23 protein-coding genes are annotated in these 22921 nt (G+C 41.3%); 11 read left to right on the top strand and 12 right to left on the bottom strand.

Going from position 1 to position 22921, the window contains the following annotated elements; genetic code table 11:
* Positions 1-46 precede the first annotated feature (46 nt).
* Positions 47-961, bottom strand: a complete 915-nt coding sequence (cysD, locus tag AB4274_RS14825; RefSeq protein ID WP_372112447.1) for a sulfate adenylyltransferase subunit CysD — start codon at positions 959-961, stop codon at positions 47-49.
* A 308-nt stretch (positions 962-1269) separates the two neighbouring features.
* Here cysD and AB4274_RS14820 point away from each other — a divergent pair, with 308 nt between their 5' ends.
* From AB4274_RS14820 to AB4274_RS14800, 5 genes are all read left to right on the top strand, one after another.
* Entirely contained in the window at positions 1270-1704 is a 435-nt protein-coding gene (locus AB4274_RS14820) for a rhodanese-like domain-containing protein (RefSeq protein ID WP_016786319.1), read from the top strand.
* A 106-nt stretch (positions 1705-1810) separates the two neighbouring features.
* Entirely contained in the window at positions 1811-2278 is a 468-nt protein-coding gene (secB, locus tag AB4274_RS14815; protein WP_048607722.1) for a protein-export chaperone SecB, read from the top strand.
* Between the two features lie 178 nt (positions 2279-2456).
* Complete coding sequence (gpsA, locus tag AB4274_RS14810) at positions 2457-3521, top strand: NAD(P)H-dependent glycerol-3-phosphate dehydrogenase (protein ID WP_372112445.1); 1065 nt, start codon at positions 2457-2459, stop codon at positions 3519-3521.
* 47 nt (positions 3522-3568) lie between these two features.
* Positions 3569-4390 (top strand): serine O-acetyltransferase, encoded by an 822-nt coding sequence (gene cysE / locus AB4274_RS14805; RefSeq protein WP_009847961.1) that lies wholly within the window; start codon positions 3569-3571, stop codon positions 4388-4390.
* An 83-nt stretch (positions 4391-4473) separates the two neighbouring features.
* Positions 4474-5625 carry a murein hydrolase activator EnvC gene (locus tag AB4274_RS14800; RefSeq protein WP_265575842.1) on the top strand — a complete coding sequence of 384 codons (1152 nt, stop codon included), beginning with the start codon at positions 4474-4476 and terminating at the stop codon, positions 5623-5625.
* 219 nt (positions 5626-5844) lie between these two features.
* Here the strand turns inward: AB4274_RS14800 and AB4274_RS14795 are convergent, their stop codons facing one another.
* Both AB4274_RS14795 and AB4274_RS14790 read right to left on the bottom strand, forming a co-directional pair.
* On the bottom strand, positions 5845-6483 hold the full coding sequence (locus AB4274_RS14795) for a TetR/AcrR family transcriptional regulator (RefSeq protein ID WP_372112443.1): 639 nt from the start codon (positions 6481-6483) through the stop codon (positions 5845-5847).
* Positions 6484-6591: 108 nt separating this feature from the next.
* On the bottom strand, positions 6592-7755 hold the full coding sequence (locus tag AB4274_RS14790) for a nucleotide sugar dehydrogenase (RefSeq protein ID WP_372112441.1): 1164 nt from the start codon (positions 7753-7755) through the stop codon (positions 6592-6594).
* Positions 7756-7906: 151 nt separating this feature from the next.
* Between AB4274_RS14790 and rfaD the strand changes: the two genes are divergently transcribed.
* From rfaD to AB4274_RS14765, 5 genes are all read left to right on the top strand, one after another.
* Positions 7907-8848, top strand: coding sequence for an ADP-glyceromanno-heptose 6-epimerase (gene rfaD, locus AB4274_RS14785; RefSeq protein WP_017063102.1), 942 nt, complete (start codon positions 7907-7909; stop codon positions 8846-8848).
* Positions 8849-8982: 134 nt separating this feature from the next.
* A complete protein-coding gene (gene lpxM, locus AB4274_RS14780) occupies positions 8983-9936 on the top strand; it encodes a lauroyl-Kdo(2)-lipid IV(A) myristoyltransferase (RefSeq protein ID WP_372112439.1) in 954 nt (317 codons plus the stop codon).
* 4 nt (positions 9937-9940) lie between these two features.
* Positions 9941-11128: an O-antigen ligase family protein gene (locus AB4274_RS14775; protein ID WP_372112437.1), complete on the top strand. Its 1188-nt coding sequence runs from the start codon at positions 9941-9943 to the stop codon at positions 11126-11128.
* Complete coding sequence (locus AB4274_RS14770; RefSeq protein ID WP_372112435.1) at positions 11125-11877, top strand: glycosyltransferase family 25 protein; 753 nt, start codon at positions 11125-11127, stop codon at positions 11875-11877. Before AB4274_RS14775 ends, AB4274_RS14770 begins: the two co-directional genes overlap by 4 nt.
* Complete coding sequence (locus AB4274_RS14765) at positions 11874-12980, top strand: polysialyltransferase family glycosyltransferase (protein ID WP_017069254.1); 1107 nt, start codon at positions 11874-11876, stop codon at positions 12978-12980. The genes AB4274_RS14770 and AB4274_RS14765 overlap by 4 nt, the downstream gene beginning before the upstream one ends.
* 4 nt (positions 12981-12984) lie before the next feature.
* On the opposite strand, the gene pseI is transcribed toward AB4274_RS14765, so the two are convergent.
* The 9 genes from pseI to AB4274_RS14720 form a co-directional block, all read right to left on the bottom strand.
* The gene (gene pseI / locus AB4274_RS14760; RefSeq protein ID WP_017069253.1) at positions 12985-14034 is read right to left on the bottom strand and encodes a pseudaminic acid synthase; all 1050 of its coding nucleotides are present in this window, start codon (positions 14032-14034) and stop codon (positions 12985-12987) included.
* Positions 14027-14584, bottom strand: coding sequence for a UDP-4-amino-4,6-dideoxy-N-acetyl-beta-L-altrosamine N-acetyltransferase (gene pseH / locus AB4274_RS14755; protein ID WP_371714001.1), 558 nt, complete (start codon positions 14582-14584; stop codon positions 14027-14029). Before pseH ends, pseI begins: the two co-directional genes overlap by 8 nt.
* Positions 14565-15635 (bottom strand): UDP-2,4-diacetamido-2,4,6-trideoxy-beta-L-altropyranose hydrolase, encoded by a 1071-nt coding sequence (pseG, locus tag AB4274_RS14750; protein ID WP_017069251.1) that lies wholly within the window; start codon positions 15633-15635, stop codon positions 14565-14567. The genes pseH and pseG overlap by 20 nt, the downstream gene beginning before the upstream one ends.
* A gap of 3 nt (positions 15636-15638) precedes the next feature.
* Complete coding sequence (gene pseF, locus AB4274_RS14745) at positions 15639-16328, bottom strand: pseudaminic acid cytidylyltransferase (protein ID WP_017069250.1); 690 nt, start codon at positions 16326-16328, stop codon at positions 15639-15641.
* Positions 16328-17503, bottom strand: a complete 1176-nt coding sequence (gene pseC, locus AB4274_RS14740; RefSeq protein ID WP_372112433.1) for a UDP-4-amino-4,6-dideoxy-N-acetyl-beta-L-altrosamine transaminase — start codon at positions 17501-17503, stop codon at positions 16328-16330. Before pseC ends, pseF begins: the two co-directional genes overlap by 1 nt.
* On the bottom strand, positions 17500-18513 hold the full coding sequence (gene pseB / locus AB4274_RS14735; RefSeq protein WP_372112431.1) for a UDP-N-acetylglucosamine 4,6-dehydratase (inverting): 1014 nt from the start codon (positions 18511-18513) through the stop codon (positions 17500-17502). The genes pseC and pseB overlap by 4 nt, the downstream gene beginning before the upstream one ends.
* 79 nt (positions 18514-18592) lie before the next feature.
* On the bottom strand, positions 18593-19672 hold the full coding sequence (locus AB4274_RS14730; protein WP_017069247.1) for a glycosyltransferase family 4 protein: 1080 nt from the start codon (positions 19670-19672) through the stop codon (positions 18593-18595).
* 10 nt (positions 19673-19682) lie between these two features.
* Positions 19683-20474, bottom strand: a complete 792-nt coding sequence (locus AB4274_RS14725) for a glycosyltransferase family 2 protein (RefSeq protein ID WP_017069246.1) — start codon at positions 20472-20474, stop codon at positions 19683-19685.
* A gap of 9 nt (positions 20475-20483) precedes the next feature.
* Positions 20484-21515 (bottom strand): UDP-N-acetylglucosamine 2-epimerase, encoded by a 1032-nt coding sequence (locus AB4274_RS14720; RefSeq protein ID WP_372112521.1) that lies wholly within the window; start codon positions 21513-21515, stop codon positions 20484-20486.
* 132 nt (positions 21516-21647) lie between these two features.
* Here AB4274_RS14720 and waaA point away from each other — a divergent pair, with 132 nt between their 5' ends.
* On the top strand, positions 21648-22910 hold the full coding sequence (gene waaA, locus AB4274_RS14715; RefSeq protein WP_372112429.1) for a lipid IV(A) 3-deoxy-D-manno-octulosonic acid transferase: 1263 nt from the start codon (positions 21648-21650) through the stop codon (positions 22908-22910).
* The last annotated feature ends 11 nt before the right edge of the window (positions 22911-22921 follow it).

Here is a 22921-nt window from a genome sequence, read left to right as displayed (position 1 = left end):
TAACTCAAGTAATATTCAAAATAGCGATGTAGCAGTCCTAACCCAATTAGAAGTAGCCTTCACGTTTTTTCTTCTCCATTGAACCAGAGCTATCGTGGTCAATGGCACGCCCTTGACGCTCTGAAGTGGTTGTTAGTAACATTTCTTGGATAATTTCAGGGAGAGTAGTCGCTTCAGATTCAACTGCACCTGTCAATGGGTAACAGCCAAGGGTACGAAAACGTACCATTTTTTCCTCTGCCACTTCACCTTCTTTAAGTTCCATACGCTCATCATCAACCATAATCAACATACCATCACGCTCAATCACAGGGCGAGGCTTAGATAGGTATAAACCCGGGATTTCAATGTTTTCTAGGTATATATACTGCCAGATGTCTAACTCTGTCCAGTTAGACAATGGGAATACGCGGATGCTTTCACCTTGGTTAACCTTACCATTGTAAATATTCCACAGCTCTGGTCGCTGGTTTTTTGGGTCCCAACGATGGTGTTCATCACGGAAAGAGTAGACTCGTTCTTTCGCTCGAGATTTTTCTTCGTCACGTCGCGCACCACCAAAGGCTGCATCAAAACCGTGCATATCTAGAGCCTGCTTTAGACCTTGAGTTTTCATAATATCAGTATGTTTAGAGCTACCATGCACAAATGGATTAATGTTCATAGCCACACCTTCAGGGTTTTGATGGACGATCAACTTCATTCCAACTTTCTCTGCCATGTAATCGCGAAATTCAATCATTTCTTTGAATTTCCACGTGGTATCAACGTGCATAAGTGGGAACGGAGGTGTACCTGGGGCAAACGCTTTTTGTGCTAGGTGAAGCATCACAGAAGAGTCTTTGCCCACAGAATACAACATCACAGGATTATCAAACTCAGCAGCCACTTCTCGCATAATATGGATAGATTCAGCTTCCAATTGCTTTAAGTGAGTCATTTTTTCAGGGGTAATCTTCATTGCCATACTCTATATCTAATTATCAATAACTAGCACTTAACGTCTAATCATATAAGGCCATCAAACCAACAGGTTGCGCCTTAATCAGGCACGCTACCGCCCATTAGTATTAAGCGAAACTACACTACGCACTATGGGTCAGTAACCATCAACAAATCAAACTATTCTCTCATTTCGTAACTCAAGAGGCAAATCAACGATAAATTCCGTAATAAAGACTGAGAGCTAAAGCCTATACAGAAAACCCCAAACCTCGCTATACTCCTGACCTATAGTTTTTCGCCCAATAACGAATAAGAGTTCAAGATATGCAAGAGTTAGTTCCATTTGTTCAAGAGAATATGATTTTAGCCATCGTATGGATCGGCTTGGTTGTTGCCATCATTGCGAACGTTATCAAAACATCAAACGCAGCCTACAAAGAGATTACGGCAGCGCAAACCACACACATGATTAACCGTGAAAACGGTGTTGTGGTTGATATTCGTACTAAGGATGAGTTCAAAAAGGGCCATATTACGGACGCAGTTCACATTTTGCCGTCAGATATCAAAGCAAATAGCTTTGGTAGCCTTGAAAGCCACAAAGCAGACCCAATCATCGTAGTATGCAAGACAGGTCAAACCGCTCAAGAAAGCGCTAATCTGCTGGTTAAAGCAGGTTTCGAAAACGTAAGCGTACTGAAAAGCGGCTTAGTGGCTTGGAGCGAAGCTAACTTACCTTTGGTTAAAGGTAAGAAGTAGTTCAAGGCAAAAAGTAAGCTGATCTGATTACACGAATATGACTTTAAGGTTTTGTTCGGCTTATATGACGAACAAAACCTAATTATAAATTTTTAAGGACAAGAAAATGGCTGAAGCAGCACAACAAGACGCACAACAAAACTTCGCAATCCAACGTATCTTCTTAAAAGACGTCTCTTTCGAAGCGCCAAACTCTCCAGACATGTTTCAAAAAGAGTGGAACCCAGATGTAAAACTGGACCTAGACACTCAAAGCCGTGAACTTGGCGAAGGCGTGTACGAAGTAATCCTACGTCTAACTGTTACTGTTAAGAACGCAGAAGACACTGCATTCCTTTGTGAAGTTCAGCAAGGCGGTATCTTCTCTGCAAGCGAAATGGAAGCTGGTCAACTGGCTCATTGCCTAGGCGCATTCTGCCCGAACATCCTGTTCCCATACGCTCGTGAAACAATTTCTAGCCTAGTGGTTAAAGGCACGTTCCCACAACTGAACCTAGCACCTGTAAACTTCGATGCTTTGTTCATGAACTACCTACAGAACCAAGCTCAGCAAGCTGAAAGCGAACAGGCTTAAGTCTCAAAGTAGAACTTAACTCTAACGATTCAAGCGCTAGTTCGCTTTTAAATGCACATCGCAACTTCTGCGATGTGCATTTTTTCTTTACACTGTACTAAAGTTGAAAGCTCTTCTTATTTTAGTGGATAGCTTTTTCAAAACTCTTCGATTTCCCTCATTATTTTTAGGTGGAAGCATGACAGAAACAACTCGCCCGACTAATACGGCAGACGCTTACGGTAAAGACAGCGCTTACGGCAAAGAGATCGCCATGACTGTCATTGGTGCAGGTTCTTACGGAACCTCTTTAGCGATATCTCTAGCGCGTAACGGTGCAAACGTTGTTCTTTGGGGACATGACCCTGCTCATATGGCTCGCCTTGAATCTGAGCGCGCTAATAATGAGTTTCTACCAAATATAGAATTCCCAGAAAGCCTGATCATTGAATCAGACTTAGAAAAAGCAGTGACTTCAAGCCGAGACCTTTTACTTGTAGTCCCGAGCCACGTATTCGGCGTTGTGCTTAATAGCGTTAAACCTTACTTAGCCTCAGACTCTCGCATCTGTTGGGCGACCAAAGGCTTAGAGCCAGAGACCGGCCGCCTGCTTAAAGATGTCGCGCATGATGTGCTGGGTGATGGTTACTCGTTAGCGGTTCTATCAGGACCGACCTTCGCCAAAGAGTTAGCGATGGGCATGCCAACGGCTATCTCTGTCGCTTCACCTGATGAAGTTTTCCTAGAAGAGCTCCAAGAAAAAATCCACTGCGGCAAAACATTCCGTGTGTATGCAAACTCAGATTTCATTGGTATGCAGCTTGGCGGCGCGGTTAAAAACGTTATCGCAATTGGTGCAGGCATGTCGGATGGTATTGGGTTTGGTGCTAATGCGCGTACAGCGTTAATTACCCGTGGTTTAGCAGAAATGAGCCGACTGGGTGCTGCTCTTGGTGCACAACCAGAGACCTTTATGGGTATGGCGGGACTTGGCGACCTAGTACTGACATGTACTGACAACCAATCGCGTAACCGTCGATTTGGGTTAGCTTTAGGCTCAGGTAAAGACATAGACACGGCGCAAGAAGAAATCGGCCAAGTGGTCGAAGGGTATCGCAACACCAAAGAAGTTTGGTTACTATCAGAGCGTATGGGCGTTGAAATGCCAATTGTTGAACAAATTTACCAAGTGCTGTATCAAGGGAAAGATGCTCACTTAGCGGCGCAAGACCTACTTGCTCGAGACAAAAAGTCAGAGCGATAATATCGCGCATCAAGTCGTGGAATGAAATAGATAAGATGGATGGAAAAATGAAACACTGTGAACAGCAAAAGGTTTGGCAATGCATTGTGAAGGAAGCTCGACAGCAGTCAGAGCAAGAACCTATGCTTGCGAGTTTTTACCATGCCACCATTATCAACCACGAAAGCTTAGGCGCTGCATTAAGTTATATCCTAGCCAATAAGCTAAAGACGGCTTCAATGCCCGCAATGGCGGTGCGTGAGGTGGTTGAACAAGCATTCAAGCAAGATCAATCGATTATTGATGCGGCTGCTTGTGATATCTGTGCGACGGTAAATCGAGATCCTGCGGTCGAGATGTACTCGATGCCTCTGCTTTATCTGAAAGGCTACCACGCTTTGCAAGGTTACCGAGTGGCTAACTGGCTATGGAAGCAAGGGCGTATTGCACTTGCTACTTACCTACAGAACCAAATTTCGGTTGCTTGCCAAGTGGATATTCACCCAGCCGCTCGTATCGGTAAAGCGATCATGCTCGACCACGCCACCGGTATCGTGATTGGTGAAACAGCCGTAGTTGAAAATGATGTATCTATCCTTCAAGACGTGACTTTAGGTGGTACGGGTAAAGAAGGTGGCGATCGTCACCCTAAAATCCGAGAAGGTGTAATGATCGGTGCCGGCGCTAAAATACTTGGCAATATTGAAGTGGGTGAAGGCGCGAAAATTGGTTCTTGCTCTGTGGTTCTTCAAGCCGTTCCGCCTCATACGACTGTCGCTGGTGTTCCTGCAAAAATTGTTGGAAAGCCGAAAACTGATAAGCCATCTTTAGACATGGATCAGGGGTTTAACGGCCGCTCTCAGAACTTCATCCATGGTGATGGGATTTAAGAGCAGATTCGGGATCCGACGAATAGCCGATAGCCGAGATGCGAAAAGACTCGCAGCAGATGCTGATTATTAATAAGAGCAAAATGACGATAATGATGAAACCCGTTCAATCAATGAGCACTGTTCTTTTGATATCTGCCAGCCTTGGTGTTGCTCTTTTGTCTTCATCATCATTTGCTGCATCTCAAGGTGAACTGAAAGGCGTATCAAGCGAAATCTCTCGTCAACAGAAAGCGCTCTCTTCCCAGCAAAAGAAACTCGATAGCCTACAGGCAAACCTCAAGAAGCAGGAGCTGTCCATCGCTTCACTTGAAAAAGCGATTCTAGACAGTAAAAAGCAGCTCAATACTGCTAATGCTAATATTGCTAATTTAGACACAAAGATTAAAGCGCTCACTGCACAGAAAAAAGTCCAGACAGACAAGTTAGAGCAGCTCATTCAGACTTACTACATGACGAGTCGAGCTAAGGCTTCTTCTCACATTCTCAACACCGGTGTAGAAGAAGATCGCATCAGTCATTATTACCAGCACCTTGCCAAAGCTCGCTCCGCAACCATTAAAACGATTGAACAGACGCAACTCGAATTAGAAGAAAGCCACAAACAGCGTCAACTCGAGCAAGAACAAATTGCAACATTGTTAAAACAGCAAACCACAAAGCGTGACAAGTTGTCTCAGACTCAAACACAACGTAAGAAAACCGTTGGCAGCATTAAGAAGAATATTTCTGGCGACAAAAATTACTTGGCTGAACTTCAGCGAAATGAAACTCGCCTGAAAGCTGAAATAGCAAAAGCAGAAAAAGCGGCTCGAGAACGACGTAATGCAGTACCGATGGATGGCCTAGCAAAACGTAAAGGTAAGCTACCTTGGCCGATCAAAGATAAAGTTCTACATAACTACGGTTCACGTCAAACGGGGCAAATTAACTGGAAAGGCATGGTGATCAACGCCAAGTACGGTCAGCAGGTAAAATCCGTTTACTCAGGTACGGTGGTATTTTCCGAGTATCTGCGAGGCTATGGTTTAGTGGTTCTTCTCGACCATGGTAAAGGTGATATGACGCTCTATGGCTTTAACCAAGCACTACTGAAGAAAGAAGGTGACAAGGTTAAAGCGGGTGAAGCCATCGCGCTTGCAGGTGACACTGGCGGCCAAACACGCCCATCATTGTACTTTGAAATTCGTAGAAACAGCCAAGCTCAGAATCCAAAGAGCTGGTTGGTTCGATAAAGAGCAGATACGGGATTCGAGTAACCGAGATGCGAAGAGCTTAAGAGCAGACGCAAGGTTCGGGTCACCGAGATACAAAAAGCATGAAAGCCGATACAAGGTTAGAGTAAAACGTGACATGAAAAACGCTAGCCTCGTCGTCGCTCTACCCTGTTTTTCGTTTACTCGTATCTCGCTACTCGAATCTGCTCTTTCCCGATCTTCATTACTCGTATCTTTCTAATTTGAGTTCAACGCCCTTACACCATCTTCTAATAATGTCAGCTGTTCAAAACCTTGCGCGGTCGCAATTGGTTTAACGGTCGCTATCATCTGCAGCATTCCTTGATGAACGACTTGCTCGGTAATTTGGGCTTTTGGAGACATCGCAGACTGATACGCCAACCAACCCGATGCGATCAAGTGAAGAGAAGTGACCATCGATTTCATTTCCGTATCCGTTGCTTTGAGCAGGTTCAACTCAACGAAGGCTCGCATGATATCGACAAGATTCGTTTGCAACCTTTCTTGCACAGCCATGTAATCGAGGTGAAGCTGCTCATCACGAGACAAAATTTCAGGGAGGTTTGCGTAGAAAAATCGGTACTTCCACATCAACGTGAAGATAGAATCTAAGTAAGTCTTTAGTAACGTCAGGCTTTCTTGTTGGCCTTGAATCGGTGTGAACCTTTCAAGCAATTCAGCAGAATAAAGAGTAAAGATGTCACGGACAATTTCTTGCTTGTTACGAAAGTGGTAGTAGAGGTTACCAGGGCTGATCTCGATGTGGTCAGCAATATGATTAGTCGTAATACTACGCTCACCATGCTCGTTAAAAAGCTCTAAAGCAGCGTAAACAATCTTGTCACGTGTTTTCATTATTTATTAGTATCCCTATCCGTTTAGTGGTTCAGTATATCGCCACTAAACAGATAGATCGAGCTGTTAACATCTGGTCTAATTAGCACTAGCTAAAATAGAACCAAATCAATCACTACCAAACAGATCTCGTGTGTAAACCTTGTCTGCTACGTCTGCGATCTCTTCTACCATTCGATTAGAAACAATCACATCGGACACCGCTTTGAACTCAGCAAGATCAGAATAGACTTTCGAGTTAAAGAAGTGCTCTTCTTTCAATACCGGTTCAAACACAACAACTTCGATACCTTTAGCTTTCAAGCGCTTCATGATCCCTTGAATTGAAGAAGCACGGAAGTTGTCCGAGCCTGCCTTCATGATCAAGCGATAGATGCCGACCACTTTAGGAGAACGCTTGATGATTGAATCCGCAATAAAATCTTTGCGGGTACGGTTAGCATCAACAATGGCACCCACAATATTGTTAGGTACATCTTGATAGTTCGCTAACAGCTGTTTGGTATCTTTCGGTAAACAATAGCCACCATAACCAAACGAAGGGTTGTTATAGTGATTGCCAATTCGAGGATCTAAACCAACGCCTTCAATGATCTGACGTGAGTCCATACCATGCGCTTCCGCGTAAGAATCAAGTTCATTGAAATAAGAAACACGCATCGCGAGATAAGTATTAGAGAATAGTTTTACCGCTTCAGCTTCTGTTGAATTGGTAAACAAAACATCGATATTCTCTTTCTCTGCCCCTTCAACCAGAAGGTTCGCAAACACTTTAGCGCGTTCCGAACACTCACCAACGATAATACGTGATGGGTGTAGGTTATCGTACAGGGCTTTGCCTTCGCGTAAAAACTCAGGTGAGAACATAACGTTTTCACAGTTCAGTTCTTGCTTAACACGCTCAGTATAACCAACAGGGACCGTTGATTTGATCACCATAACAGCATTTGGATTGATATCCATGACGTCTTTAATGACCGATTCTACAGAGCTGGTATCAAAGTAATTATTTTTTGGATCATAATCGGTTGGTGTAGCAATGATGACAAACTCAGCATCTTTGTAAGCCACTTTATCTGTTGTCGCCCTGAAATTCAGCGCCTTATTTGATAGAAAGTGCTCAATCTCATTATCTACAATCGGTGACTGCTTATTATTCAGCATTGTCACTTTTTCATCGATGATATCTACCGCGACTACTTCATGATGTTGTGCTAACAGCATTGCGTTTGATAGACCCACATACCCAGTACCGGCTACTGCAATCTTCATGATAATACCTATAGTTTTGAGTAATTAACTCAACATAATTTATAACTTAGCTTGCCGTATCATACTCTGGTTGGGGAATTATTCCACTAGCCCGCTTTATCCATTCCTTGCTATACTCGTGACAGTTTTGTATTCAAAAGAGTTAGAAATTATGATTATCGTAACGGGTGGTGCTGGCATGATTGGCAGCAATATTGTTAAGGCGCTTAATGAAGCGGGCCACAACGATATTCTAGTCGTCGACAACTTAAAAGATGGTAAGAAATTTAAGAACCTTGTAGACCTAGACATCACGGATTACATGGATCGTGATGACTTCCTAACTCAAGTCATGGCCGGTGATGATTTTGGTCATATTGAAGCTGTTTTCCATGAAGGAGCATGCTCTGCTACCACTGAGTGGGATGGCAAATACATGATGCTCAACAACTATGAATACTCAAAAGAGCTACTTCATTACTGTGTTGAACGTGAAATTCCTTTCTTGTATGCCTCTTCAGCTGCAACTTACGGTGAAACCGACACTTTCATTGAAGAACGAGAGTACGAAGGTGCATTGAATGTCTACGGCTATTCAAAACAACAATTTGATAACTACGTTCGCCGCTTAACCGCGGATGCAGCAGCACACAACGAAAAGCTTTCGCAAATCGTAGGGTTTCGTTACTTCAATGTTTATGGTCCACGCGAGCAACACAAAGGCAGCATGGCCTCTGTCGCTTTCCACCTAAACAACCAAATGAATTCCGGTGAAAACCCGAAATTGTTCGCAGGTAGCGAAACCTTTAAGCGTGATTTTGTGTATGTAGGTGATGTTGCGGCTGTAAACTTGTGGTTCTTAGAAAATGGGGTATCTGGCCTCTTTAATCTAGGTACTGGCAATGCTGAGTCGTTTGAAGAAGTCGCCAAGGCAGTTATCAAGCACCATGGTAAAGGCGAAATCGAAACGATTCCTTTCCCTGAGCATTTAAAAGGTGCTTACCAAGAATTCACTCAAGCAGACCTAACGAAGCTTCGCGGTACAGGTTGCGATATCGAGTTTAAAGCAGTAGCCGATGGCGTTGCTGAGTACATGAAGATCGTAAACGCTTAACGGTATATTTCAGATTAGGACCAATAATACACCCTACTTTTAGCGTGTATTATTGGGAATGTCTAACGAATATAATCATTCCCAGAGTGACCGATATTAAGTTAACTCTCTGATTTAAATAATGTAGTGAATGAATGACCACACAACGCAATGATTTTGATCCAAAAGCTTACAATCCTGAGTTTGAATGGGGTTTTCTAGCACCTAAATACTGGGGAACTTGGATTGCTGTTTTGTTATCGTCTTTAGTCTGCTTCTTACCTAATAGCATTCGTTTAGCATTAGCTAAGTTTATGGCTAAGCAAGCTGTAAAAATTAAGAATAAGGCTAACCGCCGGGCTCGAGTGAATCTTGAGATGTGTTTCCCTGAGCAATCTATCGAAGAGCGCGAAGAAACTCTCTATCAGTCATACGTTACTTCCATCTCATTTTTGATGGGATTTGCTTCACTGACACTCAAGAGTAAAACTTGGCTAGAGAATAATACTTCGATAAACGGCCTGAGCAATCTAACCGATATTACAGACAGTGGCGAGAATGTGATCTTGCTGGTGCCACACACATGGGCTATCGATATCCCAGCGGTATTATTAGCTTCACGCAATTTACCTGTATCTGCGATGGCGAAAGCACAAAAAAACAAACTCAGTGACTGGCTAATGCACCGACAACGCGTGCAATACGGCGGTCGTGTTTATGATCGCAGTGGTGGTATAAAACCTTTCATCAAGTCGGTACGTGATGGGTACCTGGGTTACTACCTCCCTGATGAAGATCTTGGCCGTGAGCACAGTGTCTTCGTTGACTTTTTCGCGACTCAAAAAGCAACTATCTCAGGCCTTGGTCGCCTATCAAAACTGAGTAAAGCTAAAATTGTGCCCTTGTTTGCTCAATACGATAGCAGTACAGGCCAATACACCTTGGACTTCTACCCTGCTCTACCATTCCCAACAGGAGGCGAAGAGGAGGACGCGCGTATGATGAATCAATGTATTGAAGACTACGTAAGCAAAAAGCCTGAGCAATATATGTGGATCTTAAGACTGCTTAAGACTCGTCCGGATAATGATATTAACCCGTACACATAATAATATGAAGATTTATAATAACGCCCTTAAGTTACTAATTATAACACCTTACCTATTCGCATTTTCAGGTATGCTAATTATTCCTAGTGGTGATAAAAAAATGGCAGTGTTTTTAATCATTGGAACACTGGCAAACTTACTTTATGCTAAAGTAAACAATATAGACATAAAGAACAGATTACTTTCCCCTTATTTAATTATCATAATAATAGCAACAATATATAGTATTTTTAGTTATTATTACCACGGCTCAAGCTCAAGAGAAATGAGAGCTCTAATTGCTATTTCGATATATTTAGCCACATTCCCTTTAAAAAGATTAAGCCGCCGCATAGTAATCTTCACCCTGCTGTCAAGCTGTATTCTTCTATCCATAAGTAGTGCTTACCATAATCTATATTTAGGTGAAGTAAGATGGGTTGGATACATGAATCCAATCCCATACTCAACAATCTGTGCCGCAATTGCAGTAATGTGTTATTCAATGCTGTTAACAACATCGTTCAAGATTAATAAGTATTTGCTCTCAATATGCCTAATCCTAGCTTCTTTTACAATAATGATAGGACAATCAAGAGGAGTATGGTTAGCTTTACTTATTTCATTGTTTGTTGTTTCTATCACATACATAAAAAGAAACCCAACAACTAAAAAAGGAATAGTTATATTCCTATCAGTTATTGCTCTAGCTTCTTCTTGTGGGTATTTTATATTTCAAAAAGAAATTAAAGTTAAAATAGATCAGACAAGGCTTGAAATAAAAAGAATTGAATCAGGTCAAAAATACACATCTATAGGGTTGAGACTTCAAATGTGGGAAGCCGTACCTAAATTAATTATTGATAGTATGTTTATTGGTAGCGGGGATAGCCACAGAGATAAATTAAGAAAATTGAGAATGAATGGAGAAATATCAAAATCATTATATGAATTCAACCCAACCCATTACCACAATCAATTTTTAGATAAACAAGTCAAGTCAGGTTTAATTGGCTTAGTACTATTGATTTTAATTTTAATTTACCCTGCATTTGAACAAAAAAAACACCAACCCTGCGATAAGCCATTAATTTATGGTGTAATTTCTCTTTATTTTATAGCTTCACTCACTGACGTTCCATTCAATCACCCTCAAACATTAATAGTATTTTTACTAATATTATATCCACATTGTACTGAGCAAACATCATGATAGAAATTTTCGTCATAAATCTAGAATCTTCCGCAGAAAGAAAAGAAAATATTAGCCGTCAATTGGGCGAACTATCTCTTCCTTTTGAGCTATTTTCTGCCGTGGATGGCAGAACATCACCTCCTCATCCGCTACTTAAGCGTTATAATGATGATTTAAGCCAAACATACAGGGCAAAAACATTAAGCGCAGGTCAACTAGGGTGCTACGCGAGCCATTACTTATTATGGCAGAAGTGTGTTGAACTCAATCAACCCATAATCGTAATAGAAGATGATGCTCTTTTGTTTAAAAAAGCATTTCTTAATTTTATACAGGACACCGCAGAGCTACCTAACCATATAGAATGTATTCGGTTATTTAAAAACAAACGTCGAAAGTTTAGTTCTTATTCTATCTTTGAGTGTAGTTCGACAAAAATACATAAATTCACTAAAGGTCACATGAGTGCAACAGGCTATTTTCTAACGCCCTCAGGCGCAAAAAAACTACTTAACAATTCAAATGAATGGTATATGGCCGTCGATATTTATATGGATCGGTTCTGGCAAAACGAAGTCGAGTGCTACGGCACTGCGGTACCCTGCTTAACGAATGACCCAAAGTTTGATTCTGATATCGGATATGAAAAGCGCACCAGCACCAGAAGTTTATTCAAGAAATGTAAGCGTGAATGGTTCAATTTAAACGAAACCATTCAACGCCACCTACATAATATAAAATTCAAACTGAGTAGAAATAAATCATGAACTCAACACATAAAGATATTTATATCTGCTCTACGGTAAGGCACTTACTACTTAGTTTGTATAAAGCACAAGATGAGATGAATCCGTCGACCATAATTTATTTCTATGATTACCAAAACATAAACCCTAAAGACATAGACACAACACAACTCCCTCCCAAAATAGAATTGGTGCTGATGAATAGGGAATCGTTAGTTAGTGATATAAAAAAAATAGGATACATTGGGAAGTATATTTTATTTTGTTCTCTTCGAGGTTGGCCAATACCTGATAAATTTAAAAAAATCTTGGTAGCATCAATATATGAAAGCAATAACAACGTAGACCTAAAGGGTGGGATAAGTAAATTATTTTTATTCAATGATAACAATAAGATGTCTAGGTTATTTCGCCTTCTAGTTAAGTCTTACTCAATGATAGAAGATGGAATGGGTAATTACGTTAAGCACCAGATTGATGACAAGCCCAAGCAATTACTTCGTTTGCTATCAAATCAACCGCCTAAGCATTACGTATTTGGTGAAAGAAAGCAATGTGACCACATTTATGTAATACACCCAGAAAAGTTACCAAAATCAGTACAACACAAAGGAAGAAGACTTGTTTTATCAAAAGATAAAGCAAAAATATCAAAGATCCAACAATGCTTTAAGTTTGATAATACTAGTAATTTCGACAATAATACATTAATCATCGCCACACAACCCATATTTAACAAATTAAAAGGTAAGCTTAAAGACAATAATTTCTTTTATGACATCTATAGTGAATTAATATTAGAGAGTAAACGTAAAGGTTTCACCCCAATTTTGAAGTTGCACCCAAAGGAAAGTAATTCAGATTATTTATCTTTCAAAGAAAAAGGAGTGAGATTTTTATCTAATAAGCTACCTTTGGAGATTTATCTACTGTCTAGCAAAGATAAGGTTAACATAATATCAATTAACTCTTCAGCCGGAATGGGGATCGAGGAATATTGTGAAATATATAAATTAATCCCAGATAGCAAAGTTCATGACTTAGAAAATATATTAATTGAATTAGAAAAAAAACAAGATAGCCTCCAAGATTTAATATCTCTACAGCTATCTAATGTCAAATAACTGACTATATAAATAAATTCAAGGATAAAGGAGTTCCTGAATTTATCTTAGTTAGAGCTTTTTTCCCTAGAACCTCTTCATAGTATTTTGGTGGCAAGCCAAAACCAGGCCTAATACTCCGAATGTTTTCGGGGGTCAGCAATTCACCTTCCGCTATGTCTTTTACCACATATAAAGAGCGACGAAACTTAACATTTCCCTTTTCCGCATCTGTTCGCTCGTAATTGACTTTCCCCATAGCTTGCCAAGCTGTTTTCGCATCTTTACATAATGCCGCTAACTCATGAGGCTCAAGAGAAAAACTATCATCGGCACCGCCCCCGTTACGATCCATTGTGACATGTTTTTCAATCAAACATGCACCTAGAGTAACCGAAGCAACTGCGGTAGCATTGTCGATAGTGTGATCAGAAAGGCCTGACAATACTTCGAATCGTTGTGCTATATCGGCAATAGTTTTTAAATTGTATTGTTCAGCTGGTGCTGGATACCCACTTACACAGTGCAGTACAACTAATTCAGTACACCCATTGTCTCTTGCTGTTTTTACTGCGTCTGCAATTTCTTCCTCATTAGCCATCCCCGTCGAAATGATCATCGGCTTACCCGTTTGAGCAACACGCTTAATCAAGGGTAAATCAACCACTTCGAAAGACGCAATTTTGTAAGCAGGTGCATCAAGTTCTTCTAATAGGTCTACAGCTGTAAAGTCAAAAGGTGAGCTAAAGATTGTAATACCTAACTCTTTTGCTTTTTCAAACAAAGGTTTATGCCATTCCCAAGGCATATGCGCTTCTTTATACAACTCATACAGAGTTTGGCCATCCCATAAGCCGCCATGAATTTGAAACTCTTCCGAGTCACTATCCATAGTGATTGTTTCATGGGTATAGGTTTGAAGTTTAATCGCATCAGCACCTGCTTTTTTTGCTTCTTCCATAATCTGAAAGGCACGGTTTATATCACCATTATGGTTAGCAGAAAGTTCAGCAATAATATATGGAGGACAATTAGGACCAATTTCTCGATTATCGATGTATATGTTTTTATTCATTCTCTTCGTATACTCTCAATTTATCTTTCATAAGGTTTCTAATACCTTTCCACTCATGTGAAAAGATACCCAAATGTACTACATCGTGATATTCAGTCCCATTGAAGAAAGCATCTCGATGAGTACCTTCAACTTTAAAGCCAAATTTGGAATGTAACTTCACCACCGGTTGATTAAAACCTAAAACCTCACAGCGTAATTTGTGCAAATCTAATTCAGTAAATGCATGCTCTAGCGCTCGATATTCCATCAAAGATCCTGTACCCCTTACCGCATTAGGCGAGGCATAGAATGCCCACGAAGCAATTCCAGGAATTCTATTTATATCAGTAAATCCAACAACACCTGCTGGCTCTCCATTTAACTCTGCTAGAAAATATTCTTTTGAACTATCCTTACACATGCTAGAAAACCATGACTTGTGCTCGTCCATAGTGATTTCATGAGAGGTGTACATATTTTTTCTAACATCTGGAGAGTTTCTCCAAGCGAGAATTTCTTCTAAATCACTTTCTTCAAGTTGCCTAAATTTAATCACTCTTTGTTTCACGACAAAAGCTCTCCATTGTTTGAACGACCTTATTCGCACCGAAGCCATCAACTTCAAAATCACTAAAAGGTTTGATGTCATCCCACCTTTCACATAAACGCGCTAGCTCAAGTGCATAAGTATCGGTACTCGTCGTTATACCTTCACCTAAGTATTCAACAAACCCTAAATCTGACAAGTAATTTGAAAGTATTACTTGATTCTCCGCTACAGAAACTATCGAGGCTGGAACCCTGAGACAAAAACGCTCCCAGTTACTTACTCCTGAAGCGCCAATTGCATATTTACTATTACTTAAAGATAAATCAAAACTCTCTAAATTTTTGTATATAGAAACATTGCTCTTTTGATTAAGCTTTATCAAAGCATCAAAACGAGGGTTGATTCTCCCCGTGATCAAAATAGTATTAAACGGGAGCCTCTTAAACTCATTTGCTGCAAGAATAAATTTCTCGCACTCATTTGTAGGATCTGTTCCACCAAAAAAGACTAAGAGTTGATTGGATATTGAATCTCGAGGCGAATCCCGCAATGTTGAAAAGCTCTCTCTTAAAAGAGCATATTCAGGACCAAGGAGCTTGGTAGCAGAACAATCCGAATATCTTTTTGAAATGTTCGGCCATAGGTTTTGGTCGAGAATAATATCACTACAGTGTTCACGGTTAAGGTCATCAATCGATAAAATAGCGCATGACAGCTTACCTATAATGATACTTTCCCATTCATGGTCCAGCGCATAGTGATCCACAATCACCCACTCGGAAGAATCAACTTTAGATAGAAAGTCATTTGCATCTTCTTCAACGCTACGTTGAAGCCAAGCTTTATAATCAGCACTATGGGAGGGAGTCATTTGTAGACAAGAGGGAGTCAGCTCTAATACGTCAAAGCCTCTATCACGGATATATGTAATCATGTCCCCTGGCTGAGGCAGACAAGCAAAGCATACAGAAAAACCTTTGTTTTTTAATATATCAGCAAGCACCAAACAGCGCATGACGTGGCCACTACCGATAAATAGTGACGCATCCACTCGGAAGGTAACCTTCATTATTTATCCTAACCTCAATGCTGAAAAAAGAGATTCAGCCAGTTCCCAGTCTTCTTGGGTATCAATATCTTGAACGCGTTTTCTCGGCAAGATCACGGCCTTAGAGTGGCTGGAAAACACCGATAGTTTATTCAGGAAAGCATCTTTACGACCCCAATAAAACTGGCCAGCATCGTGATACGCTTCTTCCAAGTCTTGTGATCTTACCTGTTCGTTTTCAGGCGAAAACATCGAAACAGAGCCTTGCTCATCAAGCTTAATCGCACGCTGAATCGGAAAAGGAAACGATGTGGCACTAAATGTAAATTGCACACTATTTCCTCTAAGTAGCTCGTAGCCTTTCTGAAGATCTTCAGGTAAAACAAACGGAGCAGTGGCGTACAAACAACAAACATCACCAATATCCCAGCCATTATTAGCGCACCAAGTTATTGCATGGTGTATCACATCCATAGTGGTAGCATAGTCATCGGAGATATTTGAAGGCCGTAAAAATGGTACTTCAGCACCATACTTTATCGCTACCTCGGCTATCTCAGCATCATCAGTAGAGACAATAACCTTATCAAAACAATCCGAAGCAAGTGCAGCCTCGATTGAGTAAGCGATCATAGGTTTGCCATGAAAGTGCTTTATATTTTTACGAGGAATACGCTTGCTGCCACCACGTGCAGGAATAATAGCAACGTTCATTATTTACCTGTCAAAATGTCAGTTACTACACGAACAACGGTATTTTGCTGTTCTTCCGTCATACCGTGGAACATTGGCAGTGAGATGGCTTCTTGATAGTAACGTTCTGACTCAGGGAATTCCCCTTCAGTAAAGCCCATAGCTTGGTAATATGGCTGAGTATGCACAGGAATGTAATGCAAATTAACACCGATACCATTTTCACGCAGGGCGTCAAACACTTGTTTATGAGTTAATGATATCTCATCCAACTTCAAACGAATTACGAATAAATGCAAACCTGAGTACGTGTTTTCAAGTTGATAAGGAAGTACCAAGGGTAATTCAGATAACATTTGATTATAACGCTTAGACAACACATGGCGCGCCGCAACAAATTCATCAAGACGTTGCATTTGCGTGACACCCAACGCCGCTTGAAGTTCTGTCATGCGGTAGTTGAAACCTAAATCAACCTGTTGGTAGTACCAACCACCATGAGAAGCTTCCGTCATCATTTCAGAGTCACGAGTGATGCCATGACTACGTAATAGAGCCATTTTATCCGCCAGTTCTTTCTGATTGGTTAACGCCGCGCCACCTTCCGCCGTTGTCACAATTTTCACAGGGTGAAAACTGAAAACTGTAATATCAGAATGTTCACAGTTACCAATTGGTTGAGCATGATATTTACCACCAATAGCATGAGAAGCATCTTCAATGACTTTAAAGCCGTACTCTTTAGCTAATTTAGCAATGGATTCCATATCGCAAGGTTGACCGCATAAGTGAACAGGAACGACTACCTTAGGTAAGGTTCCGTTAGCTTTAGCGGTAATTAGCTTTTGCTCTAACTTTTCAGGGCACATATTGTAAGTCGCAGAATCAATATCAACGAAATCAACTTTAGCACCACAGTAAAGACCACAGTTTGCAGATGCTACAAAAGTGACTGGCGTTGTCCACAACCAGTCACCCTCGCCTAAGCCTAAAGCTAGGCAAGCAATATGCAGAGCGGATGTTGCACTATTTACAGCTAACGCATACTGAGATCCAGTATGTTCTGTTAGCGCTTTTTCAAACGCAGGTACTTGCGGACCTTGCGTTAAAAAATCAGACTTAAGGACATCAACTACACTATCGATGTCTTGCTGAGTGATATCTTGCTTGCCGTATGGAATCACTGTTTTACTCACACTGTAAATTTAGGATCAACATGTTCTTTAATTAGGTCTCGCAGACCTTCAATGGTTTCCCACTCAGCATTCGTGCCTGAGTTATATTTGAAACCAAAAGGTACTTTCTCTGCTTTATGGTGTTCCATGTATTCAGATTCTGTATAAGTGAATGATACTGAAGGTAAAATCGCGTAGTAACGACCTAAATCAATGGTATTTAGTGAATCAGTATCTGTGATCATTTCTTCATGTAGCTTTTCACCAGGGCGAATACCTACAATTTTAGTAGGCACGCCTGGAGCAACAGCTTCAGCGATATCTAGAATCTTATAAGATGGGATCTTAGGGATAAAGATTTCCCCACCTAAATGGTGCTCTAGAGCGTACATAACCATGTTCACGCCATCTTGTAGAGAAATGTTAAAACGTGTCATTTCTTCATGCGTAATTGGCAGTAAACCTTCTTCTTTTTTCTGCATAAAGAATGGGATAACCGAACCACGAGAGCCCATCACATTGCCGTAACGTACGACACTAAAACGAATGTCTTTTGAACCTTTAATATTATTTGCAGCAGCAAATAGCTTATCTGAAGCAAGCTTTGTCGCACCATATAAGTTAATTGGTGCACATGCCTTATCGGTCGAGAGGGCAACGACATCTTTCACACCACACGCAAGAGCCGCACTAATCACATTCTCTGCGCCATCAATATTGGTGCGAATACATTCAGTTGGGTTGTACTCAGCAGTGTCAACTTGTTTGATCGCAGCGGCGTGGATAATAACATCAACATCTTCACACGCTTGAATCATACGGTTACGATCACGAACATCGCCAATAAAGAAGCGTAATTGTGGAAAATCCTTGTGAGGATATTGCTGCTTGATTTCAAACTGCTTCAATTCATCACGAGAAAAGATAATGATCTTCTTTACGTCTTGGTATCGTTCCAGAATTGTTTTGATAAATTGCTTACCAAACGACCCTGTGCCACCTGTAATTAATACTGTCTTGTTATTTAGCATACTCAACTACTCTAATATATTTCTATTTATCTAAGTTTTAAACTTAGGTACTTGAATTCCAAATTGATATCTAGCTACTTTAGCTGGCTAGCAACTTCTCAAAAAACTCCAGGTGCTTCTTCACTGTTACTCGTGAACTAAAGCTTTCATCTAAGCGCTCTTTGGCTGCTTCACTCATAGCTGTGCACTTATCTTTATCGCGCGCGAGTTTGTCCATTGCCTCACCCAAAGCTTTTGCGTCACCCGTAGGGACGATATAACCCGTTTCGCCATCTACAACGAGTTCAGGAGCTCCACCTGTGGTAGTAACAACAGAAGTTGTGCCATTTGCCATTGCTTCAACAATGGTACGCGGTAGCCCTTCTCCGCTGATCGATGGCTGAACTTGAAAATCTGCCATACACATAATTGAAGGGATGTCAGTACGATGGCCGATGTAGTGAATTCGCTCACTCATAGGGCTCGCTTTCATCTCATCAAAGTGAGGCTCATAGCCACTACCCGCTAAGATTAAGTGGAAGTTCGGTGCTGTAATGTATTTGGTCGCCTCAAGTAAAACAGAAATACCCTTACTTGGCCTTACATGCGCTGCAGTAATCGCGACTACATCATCTTCATTCAATCCAAACTCAGAGCGCTCAGTTGGTGGTACTTTATACCAATCCAATTCATGCCCTTTGTATATGGTAACAACGTTATCTTTGTTCTTCCAAACGCGCTTCACCACATCTTGTCGCACCGCTTCTGAAACACAGACTATGCCATCTACACGAGGGTGAAGTTGAGTTAAATAAGCACTAGGGTCATGTCGATATAACCCGCCAGTAGTGCCTCGATAAACGACTAATTTAACGTTGAAACCAATACACGCAAACGCCGCATTAGGTATCGTCTTTGAGTTAAAAGCATAGCAGATGTCGTAATCATGAGTTTTCAGCTCGTGGCGAATCTTTTTAATGGTGTCAAAACAAATTTTACGTTTCGGATAGCCATCTACTACTCGGATACCATGCTCTTCTAGCTTCGATACGTGCTCAGATTCTCCCTGAGTCATTATCGTCACTTGATGCCCTTGACGAGCTAGTTCGATAAAAATCGCAGCTTCTGGACGCAAACTATTCCATGCATGTAAGTAAGATGCACAAACTAAAATCTTCATCTATCGGTCCCTATTTAGCTTGGTCTGTTGAACGGTCTTCTGAGCGATTTTCAAGAATCCACAAGCCGACATATTTATTGAAATTCACCTGAGCGTAAGTCATAGCCATAATGAAACCGACACTACCATCCATAAAGCCACGACGGATAATGTACACAAGGAAAAACGTCCACATCGCTCGAAGTAGAGCAAGGAATAAGCCGTGTGATTTCTTGCCTTTACGATGGTACTTTTGCGAGCCGAGCCAGGCGTACTGCGCTGCTTTATCTAGGCCGTGGCCATAGTCACGATGGGTGTAATGAAGAAGAAATCCCTTCAATATCCCTGTAGAGCCTTGCTCCGGAACGACGGTCTCGTGAACCTCGTCTAACGTATATCGAGAGCCTTCTCTCTTAAACAGTCTTAATACTGCACGAGCACTGCGGCCATGTTTTAGAGTCGTGCCATAAAGAGTCACTCCCCAAGGAAGTTTATAAGCAGTGTGTTTGATTTGATCTTGTTTTAATAGTTCAACAAGAGCGTCGCTCATCTCTTTATCGAGAGCTTCGTCAGCATCAATTGATAGCACCCAATCACATGTCGCTTTATCTAGCGCTCGCTGTTTTTGCTTACCAAAGCCAGGCCAATCTGTGATTGTCACGTTATCTGTATATTTTTGGCATATCTCAACGGTTGCGTCCGTTGATCCGCTGTCTAACACAATTAGCTCATCGGCAATATCAACCACAGATTTTAGGCAAGTTTCAATTCGGTCTTCTTCATTCTTGGTAATAACAATGACAGACAGGGTATGTTTTCTCATTATTCAGCCCTAGAATTTCCAATAGTTTAATGATTTACGGATTTTAAAGTTACGAATCCAATTTTTTGGTTTTTTATCCTGCCAACCGCTTTCTAGCACATCCGTAATAGCACTCAGAACTCTCGCTGAGGATTGACCGTCCAAATATGGCGTTATTGACGGACCATAATTAGCAATGGCTTTATCTCTTGTTTCATCAGGCAGCATAGCTTGTTGAATTGCTGACTCTAATTGCTCGGCTTGAGTAATGTTAATAAAGCTTGCTTGAGGGTCTCGATTATTTACCGTGACAACAGGCTTATTGAGCAACAAGAATTCCTGAAATATCGATGAGTTGTCACACACCATCACATCAGCACGGTGCTGCATTTCAATCACTCGATCATTGTCGAAGAACAGAAGGTTATCGCCTTCCAACGCCTGGTATTTTTCTCGTGTCTCTTGCTTCATTTTAGGATGCAATGTCACTAGCCACTGCCACTGGCTCAGTTTGCTTAGGCGCTTAAGTTCTTCATAAACCAATTCAGCACAGGATAAACTTGGCGAAAAAGTGGAAGCGAATAGAATTTGATGCCTATCAAAATGACTATCACTAGCTTGGTAATTTAATAAACTATCTAGCTTCAACCATCCGGTCTCTTTGACTTGAAAATAGCCACGCTGCTTAGCTAACGGTTCCAACGAGTTGGTTCTTTCATGACCTTCTGTGCAATACAAGTCAAATAGACCACGCTCAGGATATAAGTTCCCTCGTTTACTCTCATTTAAACCGTGAAACACTTGTACCTTCAAACCTGGGATAAAAGCAGGAACGCGATCACCGGGTACTAAAACAGCAGAAGGGTTATAGGCGACAGCTTCTGTCAAAGACACGCGCTGCTCTTGCTCTAATAAGAGATGTTCAGAAGCATCCTCACCAACGAGCAACCACTTTACGTCATGGCCAAGTTGCTTCGCGTAGTTATAAAATGGACGAAGGATAGCAAATGAGTAGTTTTGCTCGACATAGAGCAAAAAACGATAGGATTGATCGGTTTGAATAAGCGATGAGATAGAGTTCACCATTTCCGTTTGAAAGTGTCACTAAGCATTTAATTATAACGCTCTTTACTTTCGAGATTGAAGAAAATACTCTTCTGATTACTGATTTTACCCTCTGGTGTCACTGTTCTTATGCTTATACGACTTATATACACTCTTATATTGTCATTGGCCTCTCCACTGCTCCTCTATGGGCTTTATAAGAGCAAACCCGGCAAACCAAGTTTCGGTAAGCGCTGGAAAGAGCATTTCGGTATTACACCGAAGATTGAAGGTAAAAGTCCGATCTGGATTCATGCGGTGTCGGTAGGTGAATCTATTGCTGCGATACCTATTATCAAGCAATTGAAGCAGCGAAACCCAAATCAAGCCATCATTGTTACCACGACAACCAGCACAGGAGCAGAGCAAATAGACAAACTTGGTGGTTTGGTCGAGCATCGCTACATGCCGATTGATTTTTCTTGGTGTGTGCGAGGCTTCCTTAAATCAGTAAAACCAAAGCAAATGTTGATTATGGAAACAGAGCTTTGGCCAAACACGTTACATTTCGTCGCGAAAGCTGGGATTCCTATTTCAGTACTCAACGCTCGTCTATCTGAACGTTCATGCCAGCGCTACGCCAAATTCCAGCCTGTATTTAACCTTCTAGCTAAAAAACTATCTCAGGTACTCTGCCAGTACCCTAGTGATGCGGAGCGTTTTGTTAGACTAGGCCTAGATAAAGCATCTGTGCATGTGACGGGCTCAATCAAGTTTGATATTGAAGTCTCTACTGACCAAGTTAATAAAGGCAAAGCATTGAGGAAGCAGATAAGTTTGGATCGCCATGTCTGGATTGCGGCTAGTACTCACCAAGGTGAAGACGACATTGTTTTAGATGCTCATAAGCAACTTCTAAAAGACAATCCGAATGCGCTACTGATCATCGTGCCTCGACACCCCGAGCGATTCAACCAAGTGACAGAGCTCGCTAAGCAGCACGGCTTCAACACCGTCACTCGAACGAGTCAGCAAGCATTAACATCTGATGTTGAAGTCTATATAGCTGATACCATGGGCGAAATGTTGGTACTACTCGGCGGCGCTGATGCCTGTTTTATGGGCGGAAGTCTTATTGGAGATAAAGTGGGAGGGCATAATCTGCTAGAACCAGCAGCTTTACAGCTACCCTTACTGAATGGCCCTAGCTACTTTAATTTTAGCGAGATCACCGACAAACTGCTTGAAGCTCAAGCTGTCACTATTTGCCAAAACAGCAATGAAATTGCAGGTCAACTCAAAGAGCTGTTCACACAACCTAACTTACGTAAAGATAAAGGCTTAGCGGCTTATCAAGTGGTTGAGCAGAATCGAGGGGCGTTGGATAACACCTTACAATACATTATTGACTAGGGCATGTTGTT

This window comes from Vibrio sp. 10N.261.55.A10 (genome assembly GCF_041470825.1).
In the GTDB taxonomy this organism is placed as follows: domain Bacteria; phylum Pseudomonadota; class Gammaproteobacteria; order Enterobacterales; family Vibrionaceae; genus Vibrio; species Vibrio crassostreae_C.
This window is presented reverse-complemented; position numbering and strand designations above follow the sequence as displayed.